This is a genomic window from Amycolatopsis sp., from assembly GCF_035546795.1.
Lineage (GTDB): Bacteria > Actinomycetota > Actinomycetes > Mycobacteriales > Pseudonocardiaceae > Amycolatopsis_E.
Genome location: NZ_DASZWC010000019.1, coordinates 15,168 through 32,241 on the forward strand (window position 1 = coordinate 15,168; position 17,074 = coordinate 32,241).

16 protein-coding genes and 1 pseudogene are annotated in these 17,074 nt (G+C 69.3%); 5 read left to right on the forward strand and 12 right to left on the reverse strand.

Annotated features, from left to right (window positions below; genetic code table 11):
- The first annotated feature begins 316 nt into the window (after window positions 1–316).
- The gene (locus VHD82_RS12290; protein WP_325702121.1) at window positions 317–1,510 is read left to right on the forward strand and encodes a thiolase family protein; all 1,194 of its coding nucleotides are present in this window, start codon (window positions 317–319) and stop codon (window positions 1,508–1,510) included.
- Complete coding sequence (locus tag VHD82_RS12295; protein ID WP_325701410.1) at window positions 1,507–3,615, forward strand: 3-hydroxyacyl-CoA dehydrogenase NAD-binding domain-containing protein; 2,109 nt, start codon at window positions 1,507–1,509, stop codon at window positions 3,613–3,615. The genes VHD82_RS12290 and VHD82_RS12295 overlap by 4 nt, the downstream gene beginning before the upstream one ends.
- 40 nt (window positions 3,616–3,655) lie before the next feature.
- Here VHD82_RS12295 and VHD82_RS12300 read toward each other — a convergent pair whose 3' ends face one another.
- From VHD82_RS12300 to VHD82_RS12325, 6 genes are all read right to left on the reverse strand, one after another.
- Window positions 3,656–4,441 (reverse strand): aldo/keto reductase, encoded by a 786-nt coding sequence (locus tag VHD82_RS12300; RefSeq protein WP_325701413.1) that lies wholly within the window; start codon window positions 4,439–4,441, stop codon window positions 3,656–3,658.
- 26 nt (window positions 4,442–4,467) lie between these two features.
- Entirely contained in the window at window positions 4,468–6,102 is a 1,635-nt protein-coding gene (locus tag VHD82_RS12305; protein ID WP_325701416.1) for a heme peroxidase family protein, read from the reverse strand.
- A gap of 98 nt (window positions 6,103–6,200) precedes the next feature.
- Entirely contained in the window at window positions 6,201–7,334 is a 1,134-nt protein-coding gene (locus VHD82_RS12310) for a HAMP domain-containing sensor histidine kinase (RefSeq protein ID WP_325701419.1), read from the reverse strand.
- Window positions 7,331–8,008, reverse strand: a complete 678-nt coding sequence (locus VHD82_RS12315; RefSeq protein ID WP_325701422.1) for a response regulator transcription factor — start codon at window positions 8,006–8,008, stop codon at window positions 7,331–7,333. Before VHD82_RS12315 ends, VHD82_RS12310 begins: the two co-directional genes overlap by 4 nt.
- A 34-nt stretch (window positions 8,009–8,042) precedes the next feature.
- Window positions 8,043–9,212, reverse strand: coding sequence for an RNA polymerase sigma factor (locus VHD82_RS12320; protein WP_325701425.1), 1,170 nt, complete (start codon window positions 9,210–9,212; stop codon window positions 8,043–8,045).
- A complete protein-coding gene (locus VHD82_RS12325) occupies window positions 9,209–9,613 on the reverse strand; it encodes a YciI family protein (RefSeq protein WP_325701428.1) in 405 nt (134 codons plus the stop codon). Before VHD82_RS12325 ends, VHD82_RS12320 begins: the two co-directional genes overlap by 4 nt.
- 154 nt (window positions 9,614–9,767) lie before the next feature.
- On the opposite strand from VHD82_RS12325, the gene VHD82_RS12330 reads away from it, so the two are divergent.
- Window positions 9,768–10,214, forward strand: coding sequence for a nitroreductase family deazaflavin-dependent oxidoreductase (locus VHD82_RS12330; protein WP_325701431.1), 447 nt, complete (start codon window positions 9,768–9,770; stop codon window positions 10,212–10,214).
- On the opposite strand, the gene VHD82_RS12335 is transcribed toward VHD82_RS12330, so the two are convergent.
- From VHD82_RS12335 to VHD82_RS12360, 6 genes and pseudogenes are all read right to left on the reverse strand, one after another.
- Window positions 10,211–10,894: a zf-HC2 domain-containing protein gene (locus VHD82_RS12335; RefSeq protein ID WP_325701433.1), complete on the reverse strand. Its 684-nt coding sequence runs from the start codon at window positions 10,892–10,894 to the stop codon at window positions 10,211–10,213. The two genes, VHD82_RS12330 and VHD82_RS12335, sit on opposite strands and share 4 nt — an antisense overlap.
- Complete coding sequence (locus VHD82_RS12340) at window positions 10,891–11,445, reverse strand: sigma-70 family RNA polymerase sigma factor (RefSeq protein ID WP_325701435.1); 555 nt, start codon at window positions 11,443–11,445, stop codon at window positions 10,891–10,893. Before VHD82_RS12340 ends, VHD82_RS12335 begins: the two co-directional genes overlap by 4 nt.
- Window positions 11,446–11,468: 23 nt before the next feature.
- Window positions 11,469–12,368 (reverse strand): SCO0930 family lipoprotein, encoded by a 900-nt coding sequence (locus VHD82_RS12345; protein ID WP_325701438.1) that lies wholly within the window; start codon window positions 12,366–12,368, stop codon window positions 11,469–11,471.
- A gap of 124 nt (window positions 12,369–12,492) precedes the next feature.
- Window positions 12,493–14,091, reverse strand: a complete 1,599-nt coding sequence (locus VHD82_RS12350; RefSeq protein ID WP_325701441.1) for a DUF1996 domain-containing protein — start codon at window positions 14,089–14,091, stop codon at window positions 12,493–12,495.
- A 788-nt stretch (window positions 14,092–14,879) separates the two neighbouring features.
- Window positions 14,880–14,975, reverse strand: a pseudogene (locus VHD82_RS36795) (zf-HC2 domain-containing protein); the annotation flags it as partial.
- Window positions 14,976–14,981: 6 nt separating this feature from the next.
- Window positions 14,982–15,530 (reverse strand): sigma-70 family RNA polymerase sigma factor, encoded by a 549-nt coding sequence (locus VHD82_RS12360; protein ID WP_325701447.1) that lies wholly within the window; start codon window positions 15,528–15,530, stop codon window positions 14,982–14,984.
- A gap of 240 nt (window positions 15,531–15,770) precedes the next feature.
- Between VHD82_RS12360 and VHD82_RS12365 the strand changes: the two genes are divergently transcribed.
- Window positions 15,771–16,304: a hypothetical protein gene (locus tag VHD82_RS12365; protein WP_325701450.1), complete on the forward strand. Its 534-nt coding sequence runs from the start codon at window positions 15,771–15,773 to the stop codon at window positions 16,302–16,304.
- Window positions 16,305–16,344: 40 nt separating this feature from the next.
- Window positions 16,345–17,061, forward strand: coding sequence for a DUF4142 domain-containing protein (locus VHD82_RS12370; RefSeq protein WP_325701453.1), 717 nt, complete (start codon window positions 16,345–16,347; stop codon window positions 17,059–17,061).
- The last annotated feature ends 13 nt before the right edge of the window (window positions 17,062–17,074 follow it).

Consider the following 17,074-nt stretch of genomic DNA (forward strand, 5'->3'; position numbering starts at 1 on the left):
GAGCGGCTTCGCAGAGCCGGGCCGCTCCGCCGCTTCGCGCGCCCCGCGCCGCTTCGCGCGCCAGCGCCGGCTTCGCCAGCCGCGCAGCTCCGCCACTCCGCGCGCCCCGCGCCGCACCCCTCCGGGGAACACAAGCGGCGCGGAACCACCGGGCGAGCCGGCCAAGCCGGCCGAGCCGGGGGTGACGCACTCGACAGGGGGAGCTGACTGGTTACCGACGGGTAACCAGGGCTATGGTGCGGGAGTACAACCCCGAATTTTCCCGTAAGGAGACACCGTGGCCGCAACACCCATGGCGGCGTCCACAGCGCGCGCGGTGCGCAACGTGGCCTTCGTCGAAGGGGTTCGCACTCCGTTCGGCAAGGCAGGCGAAAAGGGCATCTACGCCGGTACCCGGGCCGATGACCTGGTGGTCAAGGTGATCCGCGAGCTGATCCGCCGTCACCCCGAACTGCCGCCCGAGCGCGTGGACGACGTGGCGATCGCCGCCACCACCCAGATCGGCGACCAAGGACTCACGATCGGCCGCACCGCCGCGCTGCTGGCCGGCCTGCCCAAGTCCGTACCGGGCTTCGCGATCGACAGGATGTGTGCGGGCGCGATGACGGCGGTGACGTCGGTCGCGGGCGGCATCGGGTTCGGCGCGTACGACATCGCGATCGCGGGCGGCGTGGAGCATATGGGCCGCCATCCGATGGGCGAGGGCGTGGACCCGAACCCCCGCATCGTGGCCGACAAGCTCGTCGACCCGACGGCGCTGGTGATGGGCCAGACCGCCGAGAACGTGCACGACCGCTTCCCCGAGATCACCAAGCAGCGCACCGACGCCTATGCGGCGCAGAGCCAGGAACGCTTCGCCGACGCCGTCAAGGCGGGCAAGATCGGGCCCGAGCTGGTGCCGGTCGCCATCCGCAACGCGGAGCTCGGCTGGGGCCTGGCCACGGAGGACGAACCGCCGCGGCCGGGCACCACGGTCGAGCAGCTGGCGAAGCTCAAGACGCCGTTCCGCCCGCACGGCCGGGTCACCGCGGGCAACGCGGCCGGCCTGAACGACGGCGCGACGGGCGCGATTCTCGCCGACGAGGACACCGCACGCGAGCTGGGCCTGCCGGTCGGGATGCGGCTGGTCGGCTACTCCTTCGCCGGGGTCGAGCCCGAGGTGATGGGCATCGGACCGGTGCCTGCCACCGAGAAACTGCTCGCCCGCACCGGACTGTCCATTTCGGACATCGGGTTGTTCGAGATCAACGAGGCGTTCGCGGTGCAGGTGCTGGCGTTCCTCGACCACTTCGGCATCGACGCCGAGGACGAGCGGGTCAACCCGTGGGGCGGCGCGATCGCCTGCGGGCACCCGCTGGCCTCCTCGGGCGTGCGGCTGATGACCCAGCTCTCCCGCGAGTTCGCCGAACACCCCGAGGTCCGCTACGGCCTCACCACGATGTGCATCGGGATCGGCATGGGCGGCTCCGTGCTGTGGGAGAACCCGGCCTACGACGGGAGTGACAAGTGACTTTCACCGCCGAACAAGCGAAAGCCGCGTTCCCGGACGAGGTGGTGACCACCGCGGTCACCCGGCTCGTGCACGTACCCGGGCTGGACAAGCCGGTAGCGCTGATCACGCTGGACAACGGCCACGACCACACCCGGCCCTCCACCTTCGGGCCGCAGGGGCTGGTCAGCCTGAACGCCGCGATCGACGAGGCGTTCGCCGAGAAGCCCGCCGCGATCGCGGTCACCGGCAAGCCGTTCATCTTCGCCGTCGGCGCGGACCTCTCCGGTGTCGAAGCCGTGTCGGATCCGGCGCTGGCAAGGGAAATCGCCGAGACCGGGCACACGGTGTTCCGCCGGCTGACCGATTCGCAGATCCCGACCTTCGCGTTCGTCAACGGCGCGGTGATGGGCGGCGGGCTGGAGCTGGCGCTGTCCTGCCACTACCGCACGCTCTCGGAGAACACCGCGGCGATCGCGTTCCCCGAAGTCTTCCTCGGCCTGTTCCCGGGCTGGGGCGGCACGCAGCTGCTGCCGAACCTGATCGGGCCGGACGCGGCGGTGACCGTGATCATCGAGAACGCGTTGAACCAGAACAAGATGCTGAACGTGGCCAAGGCGGCCGAGCTCGGCATCGTGGACGAAGTGCTGGGCTCGGCGGATTACCTGGAGCAGTCGCTGCTGTGGCTGGCGAAGGTGGTCGGCGGCGAGGTCACCCCAGCCCGCCGCGAGATCGATCGCGGCGAGGCCTGGGACAACGCCATCGCCCGCGCGAAGTCCATTGTGGACGGTAAGACGCATGGCGCGTCGCCTGGTGCGACGAAGGCCGTGGAGCTGCTGGAACTCGCCCGCGCCAACGATCTCGACGCGGGTTACGCGGCCGAGACCGACGGCCTGGCCGAGCTGCTGATGAGCGACACGCTGCGCGCCGGGCTGTACTCGTTCAACCTGGTCAACAAGCGCGCGAAGCGGCCGGCCGGCGCGCCGGACAAGTCGTTGGCACGCAAGGTGAACAAGGTCGGCATCGTCGGCGCGGGCCTGATGGCCTCGCAGCTGGCGCTGCTGTTCGTGCGGCGGCTCAAGGTGCCGGTGGTGCTCACCGACGTGGACCAGGCGCGCATCGACAAGGGCGTGTCGTATGTGCACGGTGAGATCGACAAACTTCAAGCCAAGCTTCGTATCTCGCCGGACGAGGCCAACCGGCTGAAGGCGCTGGTCTCCGGCTCGCTGGACAAGGCGGCCTTCGGCGACGCGGACTTCGTGATCGAAGCCGTGTTCGAGGAGCTGGGTGTCAAGCAGCAGGTGTTCGGGGAGCTGGAGCAGTTCGTCTCCCCTGAGGCGATCCTGGCGACGAACACGTCCTCGCTGTCGGTCAGCGAGATGGCGGCGAAGCTGGAGCACCCCGAGCGTGTGGTCGGGTTCCACTTCTTCAACCCGGTCGCGGTGCTGCCGCTGCTGGAGATCGTGCGCGGCGAGCGGACCGACGACGCGTCGCTGGCGACGGCGTTCGCGGTGGGCAAGCAGCTGAAGAAGTCCAGCGTGCTGGTCAAGGACGCGCCGGCGTTCGTGGTGAACCGGCTGCTGCTGCGTTTCCTCGGCGAGGTGCTGACGGCGATCGACGAGGGCACGCCGTTCGACGTGGCCGATCACGCACTGGACCCGCTGGGGCTGCCGATGTCGCCGCTGGTGCTGACGCAGCTGGTGGGCCCGGCGATCGCGCTGCACGTCGGCGAGACGCTGCACGCCGCGTTCCCGGACCGGTTCCGGGTGAGCGAGAACCTGAAGCGGTTCGTCGACGCCGGCAAGACCGGCGTGTGGCAATGGGATTCGGCCGGGAACCAGCAGGTGGACCCCGACGTCGCGAAGCTGTGGCAGCAGGGTGACAAGGTCTCCACCGCCGAGGAGGTGCGCGAGCGCGCGCTGACGGCGATCGCCGAGGAGATCAAGCTCATGCTCGACGAGGGCGTGGTCGCCGAGGCGCAGGACATCGACCTGTGCCTGATCTTGGGTGCCGGCTGGCCGTTCTGGCTGGGCGGCATCACCCCGTACCTCGACCGCGAGGGCATCTCGACGAAGGTCACCGGTAAGCCTTTCCTGGCTCCCGGCGTCGCCTCCGTGCCCGCCTGACGCTCGTGGCCCCGCCCGCGCCTTGCGTGGGCGGGGCCGGCTAGTGGGCTTCCAGTGTCGCGATCGCGGCGATGTCCTGGGCGTCCAGCTCGAAGTCGAAGATGTCGATGTTCTCCTTGATCCGCTTGGGAGACACCGACTTCGGGATCGCGACCAGCCCCATCTCGAGATGCCAGCGCAGCACGACCTGCGCCGGGCTCTTGCCGTGCTTCCCGGCGATCGTGGTGATCATCTCGTGGGTGAGCTGCCTGCCGCGGGCCAGCGGGCTCCACGACTCGGTCACGATGCCGTGGTCGGTGTCGAACTTCCGCAGCACCGCCTGCTGTTTCGCCGGATGCAGCTCCACCTGGTTCACCGCCGGCACCACGTCCGACTCCTTGAGCAGCCGCTCCAGCTCCGCGGTGCCGAAGTTGGACACCCCGATGGCCCGCGCACGCCCGTCCGAGGCGATCTTTTCCAGCGCCCGCCACGTTTCCACGTACAGATCCTGATCGGGCTCGGGCCAGTGGATGAGATACATGTCCACGTAGTCCAGCCCGAGCAGGCGCAGGCTCTCGTCGAACGCCCGCAACGCCTTGTCGTATCCGTGCTCGGTGTTCCACAGCTTCGTGGTGACGAACAGCTCCTCGCGCGGCAACCCGCTCGAGCGCACGGCCGCGCCGACCCCGCGTTCGTTGCGGTACAACGTGGCGGTGTCGATACTGCGGTACCCGGCCTCGATCGCCGTGTGCACGACCCCTCCGACCTCGTCGTCCGGGATCTTGTACACCCCGAGACCGAGGCTGGGTATCTCCACGTCGTTGTTCAGGCGGATCGAAGGAACCATGTCCGAACGATAACCGCGATCTCAGCTCACGGCTTGTCTCCGAGCGGGTTGAGGTTCTCCACCTTCCCGTCCGCGGCCACCAGCAGCAGATCGGCCATGGTGAAGCTGCCTTCGCGCTCGCCCAGCGTCGGCCGCCATTCCGGCTCGCGCAGGATCGAGTAGGCACCAGCCTCCATGCAGCGGTGGAACACCTCGGCCACGATCCGCCCGCCGACTCCGTTCAGGTGACCGTCGTGCAGTTCGGCCTCGCGCAGCACGTAGAACCACAGCGGCGTGTCCGCGACCAGTTCCTCGACCAGCGCCTGGTCCAGCCCGGCGAGGCTGGCCCCGCCACTGCCGGTGATCAGCTCGTCGCGGGTGAGCGGGGTCGCGCCGAGCAGCTGCGCCATCTGCTGCCCGGTGGCCAGTTCGACCATGTTGGCGCGCTTGAGGTTTCGGTAGGCGAGGTTGCGCTGGACGTCGTCGAGCGCGAGCCCCTGTTCGGTGCCGCCGAAGGTGCCGGCGGGCAGGTCACCGAGCCCGTTCGCGAGCAGGGTGTCGATCCGGCGGGCCGGGTTGAGCCCGGGGCCGAACAGGTCCGGCCGTCCGGTGGGGCGGAAATCGTGCAGCCGCCGCCAGTCCACGATCCAGTTCGTCGGCAGCCGCAGGTTGCTGCCCGCGTTCGGGTTGTCCAGATCGGCGAGGTTGTTGGTGGCGGTCAGGATGCCCGCGGTGCCGGTGAAGGTGAACAGGAGGAACAACGTTGCCGGGGTGATCCCGCCCGGCTCGAAGATCCGGTTCCACGAATAGGAATCGCGCACCATGCTGTGCCCGATCCGATAGGCGGCGACCGAAAACTCGATCGGCATCGTCGCCGGGCCCTCGTGCACGTCGGGGTCGAAGTACTTGCGCCCGTTGGTGAACACGTCGGAGACGACGACCGGGTTGACGATCCGCGGCAGGAAGTCCTCGCGCAACATCCACTGGTAGTGCCGGACGACCTCGGCCCGCGCCCGTTCGAACAGCAGCGCGCTGGGCACGGATTCGGCGGCGAGCCGGTCCACGACTCGGTTGTGGAAGTTGAGGAAGGCCACGTGAGTCTGTGCCACGGCAAGGTTTTCGTCGTTGCGCGCGTCGGGGATCAGCGCCTGGCGCTCGGCGCGCTTGTTCGGCCCGATGCCCACGCGAGGCAGGTCGAACCCGGTGCGGTTGACGTTGGTGCCGGCGTCCCCGGCGATCGCGACCGTGGTGCCGATCTTGAGCTTGATCCCGTCCTGGGCATAGAACTTCTTGTCCACCGGGTGCGCCGGCCCGCGCCCGTAGACGGAGTCGAGGTCCAGTGACGGGGACCGGCCCTGGACCAGTTCCGCCACCGTGACGTCGTCCCCGAGCGCCACGGCCGTACGGTCCAGGGTCAGGTCGTGGTCGACGAACTGGCCGAGGTAGGTGAATCCGGCCGGTACCGCGCCGTCCGGCGAATCGTTGCGCGCGGTCATGGCCTTCGCCAGTTCCTGTAGCAGCGCGTTGGTGGCCTGCGGGCCCTTGTCGCCGAGGCGCGAGAACCGGAAACGCCGCGGCTCGGCGATGGCCGATGGCCACCAGTGCGCGGGTTTGCCGTCTTCGCCGAACCCCAGTTCCCCTTCGTTGACGACGTAGTAGGTCTCTTGGACGTGTCGCTTCATCGCTCCTCCTCCAGCGGATGCGCACGACAGTCCACCCGGGCGCAGCGCCCCGGACACCACCAAAAGAGCTATTTGCGTTGTCCTGAAAGGAAAGTGACCTAAGTCCCCACCGGCAGCAGCACCGTGACCGACAATCCCCCACCTACCACCGGTTCGGCCGTGACCACCCCGCCGTGCGCTTCCACCGCGGCGCGCACGATCGACAGGCCCAGCCCGGCACCGGTGCGCGCGGTGCGCGCGACCCCGGCCCGCCGGAATGGTTCGAACAACTCGGTGACCGTCACCGGATCCACCAGACCACCGGAGGAACGCACCCGCAAGGTCTGCCACCGCTCGCCGGTCTGCGTGACGACCTCGATCCAGCCGCGTTCCACGTTGTGCCGCACGGCGTTTTCCAGCAGGTTGCCAGCGATCCGTTCCAGCAGCGCGGGATCGCCGTGCACCGGCGCGGGCTCGGTGTGGAATGTCGCGTGGATGCCACGCTGATCGGCTTCGCCGCGCACGGCACGCCAGGCGCGGGAGACCAGCTCCATCAGGTCCGTCGGTTCCTTCACCACCAGCCCCGCGCCGTCGGTGCGCGCAAGCAGCAACAGCGAACCGACCAGCTGCCCGGCGCGTTCGGTCGCGTCGCGCACCACGTTGCCCATTCGCCGCAGCTCGGCGGCGTCGGCTTCGGGATCGGACAGCGTCACGTCGAGTTCGGTGCGGATGACCGAGAGCGGGGTGCGTAGCTCGTGGCTGGCGTTGGCGACGAAATGGCGTTGCGCCTCGAACGCTCCCTGCAGCCTGTCCAGCATCGCGTCGAAGGTGTGGGCCAGCTCGGCCAGCTCGCCCTTCGTATCGACCTCGCCGATGCGTTCGCCGAGGGATTCGATGGACAGCCGACGCGCCGTCCCGGTGATCTCCCGCAGCGGCCGGAGCACGCGGGAGGTGAACGTCCAGGCGAGGATCGCGGTGGCCGCGACCACGCAGAAGAACGCGATCGAGCCGAACACCAGCACCTTGTCGCGCGCGTGGTCACGCATGTGCGCGGCGAGCGCCGACGCGTCCACGTCGACGCCGTCCACGCGCACGAGCGTGCCCGGGGGCATCTGCGGCACGGCCGCCACCGCGTCGCCGACCAGCACCCACGCCAGCCACAGCAGCACCAAGCTCACGCCGGCGGCGAGGCCGGTCGAGAGCAGGGTGATTCGCGCGCGCAGACTGCTCGGACGCAGGCCGCCCGGCCTCACTCGCTACTGGTACCGGCGTCGCGTACCCGGTATCCCGATCCCACCACGGTCTCGATGATCCCAGGCTCGCCCAGCTTCTTGCGCAGGGTCATCACCGTGACCCGCACGGTGGTGGTGAATGGGTCCGCGTTCTCGTCCCAGACGCGCTCCAGCAGCTCCTCGCTGCTGACCACCGCGCCCTTGGCCGAGAGCAGCACCTCCAGCACGCCGAACTCCTTGCGGGTCAGCTCCACCGGCCCGCCGGCGCGGCGCACCGTGCGCCGGGCCGGGTCCAGCTCGACGTCACCGGCGGTGAGCAGCGGCGGGGCCGCGGGCGTCGCCCGGCGGCCCAGCGCCCGCACCCTGGCGACCAGTTCGGGGAAGGCGAACGGCTTGGACAGGTAGTCGTCGGCGCCGAGGGACAGCCCCTCCACGCGGTCGGACACCGTGCCGCTGGCGGTCAGCATCAGGACCCTGGTCAGCTCGCCGGAGGCGACGATCTCCTTGCACAGCTCGTCACCGGACATCCCGGGCAGGTCGCGGTCGAGCAGCACCACGTCGTACCGCGTGATGCTCGCCTTCTCGTGCCCGTCGTCACCGTTGAGCGCGATGTCCACGGCCATGCCCTCGCGGCGCAGCCCGCGCGCGATCGCGTCGGCCAGTGGCTCTTCGTCCTCGACTACCAGAATCCGCACGTCAACCACGGTGCCACAGTTTCCTGAGAAGCACCTATGACGCTCCTGGACGATCGTTCCCGCGATCGGCCAGCTGCCGCACCCGCGTGGCCTCCCGCGTGAGGTGGTCGCGCTCCGGCACGCTGGTGGCGGCGCGGGAAGCTTCGGCGTACAGCTCGGCGGCCCGCTCGAGATCACCGGCGCGTTCCCGCAGGTATGCCGTCACCGCCGCGTAGCGCGGCAGGTCGGGGCTCACGTCAGCCAGCGCCGCCAGGCCGGCCTGCGGACCATCCGCCTCCCCGACAGCCACCGCGCGGTTGAGGCGCACCACCGGGCTGTCGGTGAGGCGCAGCAGTTCGTCGTACCACTCCACGATCTGCACCCAGTCCGTCTCCGCGGTGCTCGGGGCGTCCGCGTGCAGGGCGGCGATCGCGGCCTGCGCCTGGTATTCGCCCAGGCGGTCGCGGGCCAGCGCGGCCTGCAGGATCGCCACCCCCTCGGTGATCAGGCCGGTGTCCCAGCGCGATCGGTCCTGCTCGGCCAGCGGGACCAAGCGACCTCCCTGGCCGGTGCGGGACGCACGGCGCGCGTGGTGCAGCAACATCAGCGCGAGCAACCCCACGACCTCGGGATCGTCGGTCAGGGCGACGAGCTGGCGGGCGAGCCGGATCGCCTCGGCCGCCAGGTCGACCTCCCCGCCGTAACCCTCGTTGAAAACGAGATACAGCACGCGCAGCACCGTGCCCAGATCGCCGGGCTGGTCCAGCGGCAGCCCCTGAAGCTGACGCTTGGCCCGGCTGATCCGTTGCGCCATGGTCGCCTCGGGGACGAGATACGCGGTCGCGATCTGCCGCGTGGTCAGGCCGCCGACCGCGCGCAGCGTCAACGCCACGGCCGAGCCCAGCGACAGCGTGGGGTGCGCGCACAGGAAGTAAAGCCGCAGCGTGTCATCCGTGGCGGGCGCCGGGCCGGCGAGGGGTTCGGCGTCCACGGCGAGTTCCCGCCCCCGCCGCGACGTCTCGGCACGGATGGCGTCGAGGAACTTGCGCCACGCGGCCGCGACGAGCCAGGCCTTCGGATCGCGCGGCGGATCGGCGGGCCAGGTTTCCAGCGCCCGGATCAGCGCCTCCTGCACGGCGTCCTCGGCCGAGGCGAAGTCCGCTCCGCGCCGGACGAGGACACCGATCACCGCGGGCACGAGCTCCCGCAGCGACGACTCGTTCACTCGGCCGTGCAGGATGCGGTGTAGAACGGCCGGACCTCGAGCCACTCACGGACCGGCACTCCGCCGGGGCCGGGCGCGCCGGAGAGCTCCCCGGCGAGCTCGACAGCACGATCCCAGGACTCCACGTCGATGATGTACCAGCCGGCGATGAGGTCCTTGGTCTCGGCGAACGGGCCGTCGGTCACCGGCGGGCGCCCTTTTCCGTCGTGCCGCACGAACGCGCCCTCGGGCGTCAGCGCCTGGGTGTCGACGAACTCGCCCGTCTCTTTCAAGCGCGCCGCGAAATCGCCCATGTACCGCATGTGCGCGTCGACCTCCTCGGGCGTCCACCGGTCCATCGGCGGATAGTCGACAGCCGGGGCCGGGCCACCGCGATAGTGCTTGAGCAGCAGGTACTTCATGGTGGTTCTCCTTCTTCGTCACGCGGCCCGCCGTGGCCGCTCGCCCCAGGGACGGAGCCGGCACCACATTCTCGACATCAGGCGGCCACGAGGGCCACCCGGCGCGGGAGGATCATGTCTACGCTTGTCCGAAGAGCCAGAAGGGACCACCAGTATGGCCATCGCCGATGACCTCGACCGCGCCACCGACTCGGCGTGGGACTGGGTCGCCGAGCAGACCCGGAAGTACCTGGCCTCGGGCGGAACCGAGGGGCACGAGTCGGACGGCGTTCACACGCTCGTGCTCGCCACGACCGGGCGCAGGACCGGCCAGCCGCGCCGCAACTGCCTGATCTACGGCACCTCGGGCGACGACTTCGTCGTCGTGGCCTCCAAGGGCGGCGCCGACGACGATCCGGCGTGGCTCAAGAACCTCCAGGCGGACCCGAGCGTCGGGGTGCAGGTAGGCAACCGCCGGTTCACCGCCCGCGCCCGCGTCGCGTCACCGGCCGAGCGCGAGGCCCTCTGGCCCCAGATGACACGCATCTTCCCGCTGTACGACGAGTACGCGCAGAAGACCAAGCGCGTGATCCCGATCGTCCTGCTCACGCCACAGCACTAGACCGGCACCGACACGTACTTCTCCCCGGCGAAGTTCTCCACTTCGACCGCCTGGACGTCGGCCGGGGCGATCAGCGCGGCGCCGTCGAGCTGGGTGCCGTTGCGCTCGCCTGCCTCCGACACGAGCCAGCTCCCGGCCTCCTCCCGGCTGCCGTCGTGTGCGACCACGAAGATCCGGCACTTCTCGCCCTTCGGGATGCCGGATACCGACGCGTCCACCCGCACCCAGCCCGCGGCAGGCTGCACGGACACTGTCATCTTCGCCCCGGTCGAAGCGTCCGTCGCGGACGCGGTCCTGGTGCCGGCCGGAACCTGTTGCTGCGCCACGGTTTCCGGCGCGGTGGTCCGGCCGACCACGACCCCGCCGCCGACGAACACGATCGCCACCGCCGCGGCGGCCACGCCGAGCACGGTCCGGCGCCGCCGCGTCCGGTCCCGGGTTTCCTGGCGGACCTGCCGCAGGGTCCGCTGCAACAGCAGGTCCCCGCCGTCCGGTGGCCCCTCCACCATCGCCTCCGGGGGCAGTTCGTCGAGTGCGGCGCGGGTCATCCGCAGTTCCGCCAGTTCGGCCTGGCAGCGCCGGCACGAAGCCAGGTGCTGCTCCATCGCACGCATCTCCTGCCGGTCCAGTGCTCCGAGCACGTAGGCGCCCAGTGACCCCGAATCATGGGGTGCGGTCATCCGGTCACCTCCGGTATCGCGATCTGCCGGCTCCCGCCGAAAGTCTGTCGCATCGCTCTGAGCGCGTAGTACGACCTGGATTTGACGGTTCCGGGCGGGACCCCGAGGGTCTGTGCCGCCTCCGCGACGCTGTGGCCGCGGAAGTAGATCTCGGTCAGCACGTCGCGGTGTTCCGGCGACAGCCGGTCCAGCGCGTCGAGCACGACCATGGAGTTGACGACCGTGTCGGCGTGATCGGCCTGTACCGCCGTGGTGACGGGGGTTTCGGCCACTTCGGCGGGCCGGGCGGCCTTCGCGCGATACCGGTCGGTGGCCAGGTTGCGGGTCACCGTGAGCAGCCAGCCACGCACCGATCCCTTGCCGTTGAGCAGCGCGTCCGGATGCCGCCAGGCGCGGACCAGGGTTTCCTGGACCACGTCCTCGGCGGCCGCCCGGTCGTTCGTCAGCCGGGTCGCGTAGGCGAGCAGCGCCCGCCCATGCTCCTCGTAGAGCGATCGGATCAGTGCCTCGTCGGCGACCGCCGTTCGTTTGCGGGCCCAGGGAGCCGGCATCCGGTCACTCCTTAATCGGTTGGTCAGTAGCCGCCGGTGCCGGCGGTGACGGGTTCCTTGCCCGCGGCGACCTTGCAGCCTGCGGGCTCCACCTCGAACCAGGTCTCGCCGACGGCGTGGCCGTTCGCCTGCCCCGGCGCGGTGTCCTTGCTGTAGCGGTACATCGGCCAGCCGCCGACGGTCACCTGCGCGCTGCCGTCGGAGCGGGTCACCTTGCCGACGAGCTTCGGGTCGACCCCGTTGATCTTGACCTCGCCGACGGCGAGCAGCGGCGGCCAGGTCGTGGCGCACGCACCGTCGCAAGTGGACTTCGAGGGTTTCTTGCTGTCCTTGGTGAACAGGTAGAGCGTCATCCCGTTCTGGTCGGTGAGCACCGTGTCCAGGCCGGGGATGTCGGTCGTGTTGATTTCGGTATCGATGACGGGGGCGGCCGCCTTGCCGCCGGCCGGGGTGACCGCGGCCCAGGTCCCGCCGACGCCCTGGCCGGTGGCCTGGCCCGCGGCGGTGTCCTTGGCGTAGCGGTAGATCGGCCAGCCGTTCACGGTGACCTGCTGGGTTCCGTCGGCGCGGGTCACCGTGCCGACGAGGCTCGCGTCGAGGCCCTGCACGTCCACCGAACCGGTGGCGATCACCGGCGGCCACGTCGTGGCGCAGGCCCCGTCGCAGTTCGACTTCGGCGGTCTGCTCGTGTCCTTGTCGAACCGGTACAGGGTCATCCCGTTGGCGTCGGTGAGGACCTGGCCGAGGTCGGCCACGCCCGCGGCGGTCAGTTTCACCGTGCCGGGCGAGGTCGCGGCCTGCTTCTGGATCGCGACCGGGGCCTGCGACGGGGTGGTCGCGGGGCTGCCGGCGCCCGAGGTGCAGGCACCGAGCAGGCCAAGACTGAGGACGGCGGCTGCCGACACGATGAGGCGCGCGGACATGGGTTTCTCCTTGTTCGGCTCGGCGGGCCGCCCGCCTTCCGGGTGACCCACCGAGCACACGTGTCCCGCTCTGCCCCGGTTCAGTCTTTTCCGGCCGATTTTCCCGGGCCTGGGACGGCCTGCGTCACTCCTTGCAGTTGCGGCCGCCGTTCACGCAGGTCACGAGGCGCCACATGATGCACTGCGACATGACGTTGGCGAAGTCGTCGTGGTCGGACAGCGGGTTGTGGTGTTCCTCCGGGAAGGAGTCCACTTTGTACTGTCCGGCGACCTGCACGTCGTGCGGGATGTCGTAGGTCAGTGTGACCCGCAACTGCGGTACCGCAACGAAACCGTTGCCGCACTTACCGTTCGCGTCGGGGAACACGATGTGTGTGCGGTGGTTGGCGCTGTCGGTGTTCTGCCCGTCCCAGCAGCTCGGGAAGTCGTGGATGCGCTCCACCTTGCTGCCCTCCGGGCAGATCGGGTACTTGTCGATCAGCCGGTCCTCGAACCCGGTGCAGGTCCACGCCGCGCGGGCGTTGGTCGGACCGTTGGCGCCTTCCTTGGCGTCGCCGGAGAGCACGCGCAGGAACTGTGGCATCGCACGAACCTTGGTCGCCGGGCTGCCGCGGAAGGTCAGCGAGACGGTGGCGGGTTGTTGGATTTCCCCGTCATTGCCCGCGACTTCGTTGTTTTCGTCCGGGCCCGGTAGTTCCGACGAGGTCGTGGTGGCCGCCGCCGAAGTCGACGAGTCGGTCGTCGTGGTGTCGGCAGTGGTCGTGGTGCCGGCTGCCGTCGTGGTGTCGGCAGTGGTGGTTGTGTCCGTTGTCGTCGTGGCCGCGGCGGTCGTGGTGGTGGTCTCCGCGGGCGGGGTGGTCGTCGCGGCGGCGCCGGACGAGGTCGCCGTGTTCTTCCCGCCACGCCCATGCCCGCGGCCCCGGTTCTTCACGCCGCAGCCGGACAGGTCCCGGCCCCGGCCGACCTGCTGCCTGGTGGCCCGGTTGATCCGCTCGATGCTCGCCCTTCGTTTGTCGCGCAACGGTTGCAGCACCTGGTTCTGCGCCGCTTCGTCCGTCGCGGCGGCCATCTGCTGGTTCGCCGCGTCCAGTTCCTGGTCCATGGCGTTGAGCTCGGTCTCCACGGTCGCGGCCGCGGCGTCGCTCATGTCGTCGATCTGGCTGGCCACGTCCGGGCAGTCCACCTGTGGCGTCTGCGCGTTGGCCTGCGCCTGCGCGCGTTCCGCGGTGACCTGGGTTTCCTCCGGCGACTGGGCCGCGTTGGTCTCTTCCTCGTCACCGCGGTCGATCCGCACGACGGGCCAGAAGTACGCGGACTGGTCACCGTTCTTGCACGTGGTCCCGCCCGCCAGCAGGCTTTCGTTGGTCGAGTCGGCGTTGGTGGTCAGGTTGCCCACGTAGTCGTGCAGGTGCTGGGCGCCGTTGCGGACCCCGGGCTGGGCGATGAAGTTGTCCGGGTTGAAGTGCCCGTTCTCGTTCTTGCCGCAGTTCACGGTGAACGTGCCGGTGGAGGCGCCGCGCGCGTTCTGCGGGGCTTTGACGTTCGGGGCCACCGTGGTGATGTCCACGAAAAACGCCTTGTCCACCGGATCCGCGTTGGCGTTGCCGGTGTCGGTCGTGGTGGTCGCGAACGCGACGCCACCGGCGGCGACCACGAGTCCGCTCAGCGCGGTGGCGATCTTCGTTCTCCGGGTGATGCGATGCCGGCCTTCGGTGCGGGCCATTACTCACCTCGTTGGGTTTTTGGCCCCACGGCGGGGAAAACGAGCAGCCGCGGGGACAACAGTGATGAATGGGTTTGTGACGGAGAAGGCCCCCGAGGCCCGTCACTGAGGAATACGGAGACCACGCCCAGGTAGTTCAAAACGCGACCTGGCTGTTATCTCGACGTTATAAAGCCAGTTCAGCGTGGGATGCTGGCGAGCACCGTGCCGGTGTTGTCCCGGATCTCGAAGCGCGAGATCTCGGCCGGCAGCAGACCGGCGCCGCCCGAGATGCGCAGCGGCAGCACGTCCGCGGTGGTTTCGGCGGGCACCGTCCAGCCCGCCACGGTCACCTCGGGACCGGCCCACGGCACGGCGACCAGCTGACACTGCTGCGGACCGGAAACGCCGTTGAGCACGAGCTGAACACTCGAACCCCACACCGTCTGCTGCACGATCACCTGCGCCTGTAAGCCCTTTCCGGACTCGCCGCCGTTGAACAGGCTCGTACCGGGCGTGGTGCTCACCGGAGCGGGCACGCTCGCGGCCACCGGGGCGGGCGCGGGGTAGGAATCGTTGCCGGACAACAGGGCGACGGTCACCAGCGGGCCGGCCACGATGAGCAACACCGCGGCAGCGGTGACGATCCGGGCGATGAGCTTGCGCCGGCGGCGCGCGAGGGCGACCTCGTCGAGCAGACCACCCAGGGCGCGCGGTTGCGGGATCGGCGGATCCGGCCAGTATTTACGAACTTCGGCCAGTATCTCGGGAAGTTCGTACATCTCCAGCAGATCGAGCTGGCAGTGCGGGCAGTCGAGCAGATGTGCCTCGAAGACCGCGTTCTCGGACTCGTCGAGGACGCCGAGAACATAGGCGGCGATATCGGTGTGCGCGGCCCCTCCCACCTCACGTCACCCCCGATCTCGTAAGGCCCGCCGTAGCGCGCGTACCGCGTGGTAAATGCGGGACTTGACGGTACCGGGAGGTATCCCGAGGGTGGCCGCGACCTCGTTCACGGTTCGGTCACGGATGTATGTCTGCAGGACGGCTTCTCGTTGCTCGGGCGAAAGATTGCCCAGTGCCTCGTAAACGACCATCGCCGCCAGGGTGCGGTCCGATTCGTCGGGCACTCCGACGGAGTCGGGCTCGGCCTCCTCGACCTCCTGCGGCCGCGCCTGGCGGCTGCGCCAGCCGTCGATGACGATCCGGCGCGCCACGGTGTAAAGCCAGGCGCGCAGCATTTCCGGTTCACGGTCGAGTTTGTCGGCGTTACGCCAGGCGCGGATGAGGGTCTCCTGGACCACGTCCTCGGCCCACAACCGGTCACCGGCGGTCAGCGTCAGCACGAACGCCAGCAGCGGCCGCCCGAACTCCTGGTAGAGCGCGGCGGCCAGATCATCATGGCCGTCGTCGGCCTCCGGCTCGACGACGGCTCGCAGCGTTCTGCTGTGGCGTCCCACGGCCGACATCCTGGCGGGGAACCGGTTGTGAGTCCAGTACCAAAAAAACCCGGAAAATCTTTGAACCGCGCGCAACCCGTTGTCGTATCCCCCGGCGAAGGCCCCGAATGAGCGTTGCCCCCCGACTTCGCTCCGCATCCACTATGGACAGTTTTGTCCACAGTGGACCTAATACGCCCTCTTGCAGGCAATACCGCTGCGATGGCACACGCCCTGGCCCCCGACAGGGAAGGATTTCCGATGCTTCGCAAACCCCGTTCCATGATCCCGTTGTGTGCGGCAGGAGTCACCCTGATCGCCTCCTGCACCGGCTGTGACATGGCGAGTTCTTATTCCTCTTCAACCGCGTCCGCCCCCGCCACGATGCCGATGGACCAGGTGCAGCCCGCGCTCAACGCGGTACGCGCCTTCGATCTCGGCCAGATCGTGGTGGACGGGCAGGGATACACCGTTTACCGCTACGACAAGGACGGCACGAACCCGCCGAAGGCCACCTGCACCGGCACCTGCGCGCAGATGTGGAAACCGGTCCCGGCCGCCGCCACCCAGCAGCTGGAAGGGATCGACAGGACCAAAGTCGGCTCGCTGACCAGGGAAGACGGCACCGACCAGGCCACGCTCGCGGGCTGGCCGCTCTACCGCTACGCCAAGGACGAGATGCCCGGCGAAACGGCTGGGCAGGGCGTCGGCGGAGTCTGGTATCCGATCACCCCCGCCGGCGGGAAAGTGCTGACGGTCGCCAATCCGGGAACCTCCGATGTGTTCGGGCTCTGACCGGAAAGCGGTCCGGATATTCCTGTTGACGATTTTGGTCGTGTTGAGCCAAATGGCCGCACCCGTATTGGCCTCGGCACAGACAGCGACGCTCAGCGCGTCGGACCAGGATCTGCTGATCCGGGTCCGCCAGGCCGGATTGTGGGAAATGCCGGCGGGCGACATGGCGCGCAGCCGGGCGGACAATCCGAATGTCCGCCAGGTCGGCATGACGCTGATGGTGGATCACGGCAGGCTCGACGTCGCGGTGCGGGAAATGGCCGCGAAATACAACGTCACGCTGCCCGATCAGCCGACCTCCGACCAGCAGAGCTGGCTCGCCGAAATGCGCGCGGCCACGAACTCGTCGGATTTCCAGCGGATCTTCGCCAACCGGCTGCGCGCGGCGCACGGTGTCGTCTTCGGCGTTATCGCGGCCGTGCGCGCCGACACCCGCAACGACGAGATACGGGCGTTCGCCGCGACCGCGAACCAGGTCGTGCTGCGGCACATCACGTTGCTGGAAAGCACCGGGCTCGTCGACTACACGAAGCTGCCCCAGCCGACGGTGAACAGCACCGCGGCCACGTCCGCCGCCTCGGCACTGGACATGTCCGCGACCGGCATCCTCACCACCGTCGTGCTCGGGGCGCTGTTGTGCGGAGCGACGCTGCTCCTGCTGTGGCTGATCCGCAATTCCGCGAGAAGAAGAACTCGATCAGGAGACCACGATGCCCTTACCCGCGACCCCGAGCCGGAGCAGGAACCGGCTCACTAGGGAGCGCCCGGCG

What these genes read in the sequence shown, in the direction of transcription:
- VHD82_RS12340 (WP_325701435.1), bottom strand. Translation starts at nt 11,445, where the DNA reads ATGCCGGCTCCCTGGGCCCGCAAACGAACGGCGGTCGCCGACGAGGCA.
- VHD82_RS12350 (WP_325701441.1), bottom strand. Translation starts at nt 14,091, where the DNA reads ATGGCCCGCACCGAAGGCCGGCATCGCATCACCCGGAGAACGAAGATC.
- VHD82_RS12300 (WP_325701413.1), bottom strand. Translation starts at nt 4,441, where the DNA reads ATGGTTCCTTCGATCCGCCTGAACAACGACGTGGAGATACCCAGCCTC.
- VHD82_RS12330 (WP_325701431.1), top strand. Translation starts at nt 9,768, where the DNA reads ATGGCCATCGCCGATGACCTCGACCGCGCCACCGACTCGGCGTGGGAC.
- VHD82_RS12305 (WP_325701416.1), bottom strand. Translation starts at nt 6,102, where the DNA reads ATGAAGCGACACGTCCAAGAGACCTACTACGTCGTCAACGAAGGGGAA.
- VHD82_RS12325 (WP_325701428.1), bottom strand. Translation starts at nt 9,613, where the DNA reads ATGAAGTACCTGCTGCTCAAGCACTATCGCGGTGGCCCGGCCCCGGCT.
- VHD82_RS12345 (WP_325701438.1), bottom strand. Translation starts at nt 12,368, where the DNA reads ATGTCCGCGCGCCTCATCGTGTCGGCAGCCGCCGTCCTCAGTCTTGGC.
- VHD82_RS12365 (WP_325701450.1), top strand. Translation starts at nt 15,771, where the DNA reads ATGCTTCGCAAACCCCGTTCCATGATCCCGTTGTGTGCGGCAGGAGTC.
- VHD82_RS12335 (WP_325701433.1), bottom strand. Translation starts at nt 10,894, where the DNA reads ATGACCGCACCCCATGATTCGGGGTCACTGGGCGCCTACGTGCTCGGA.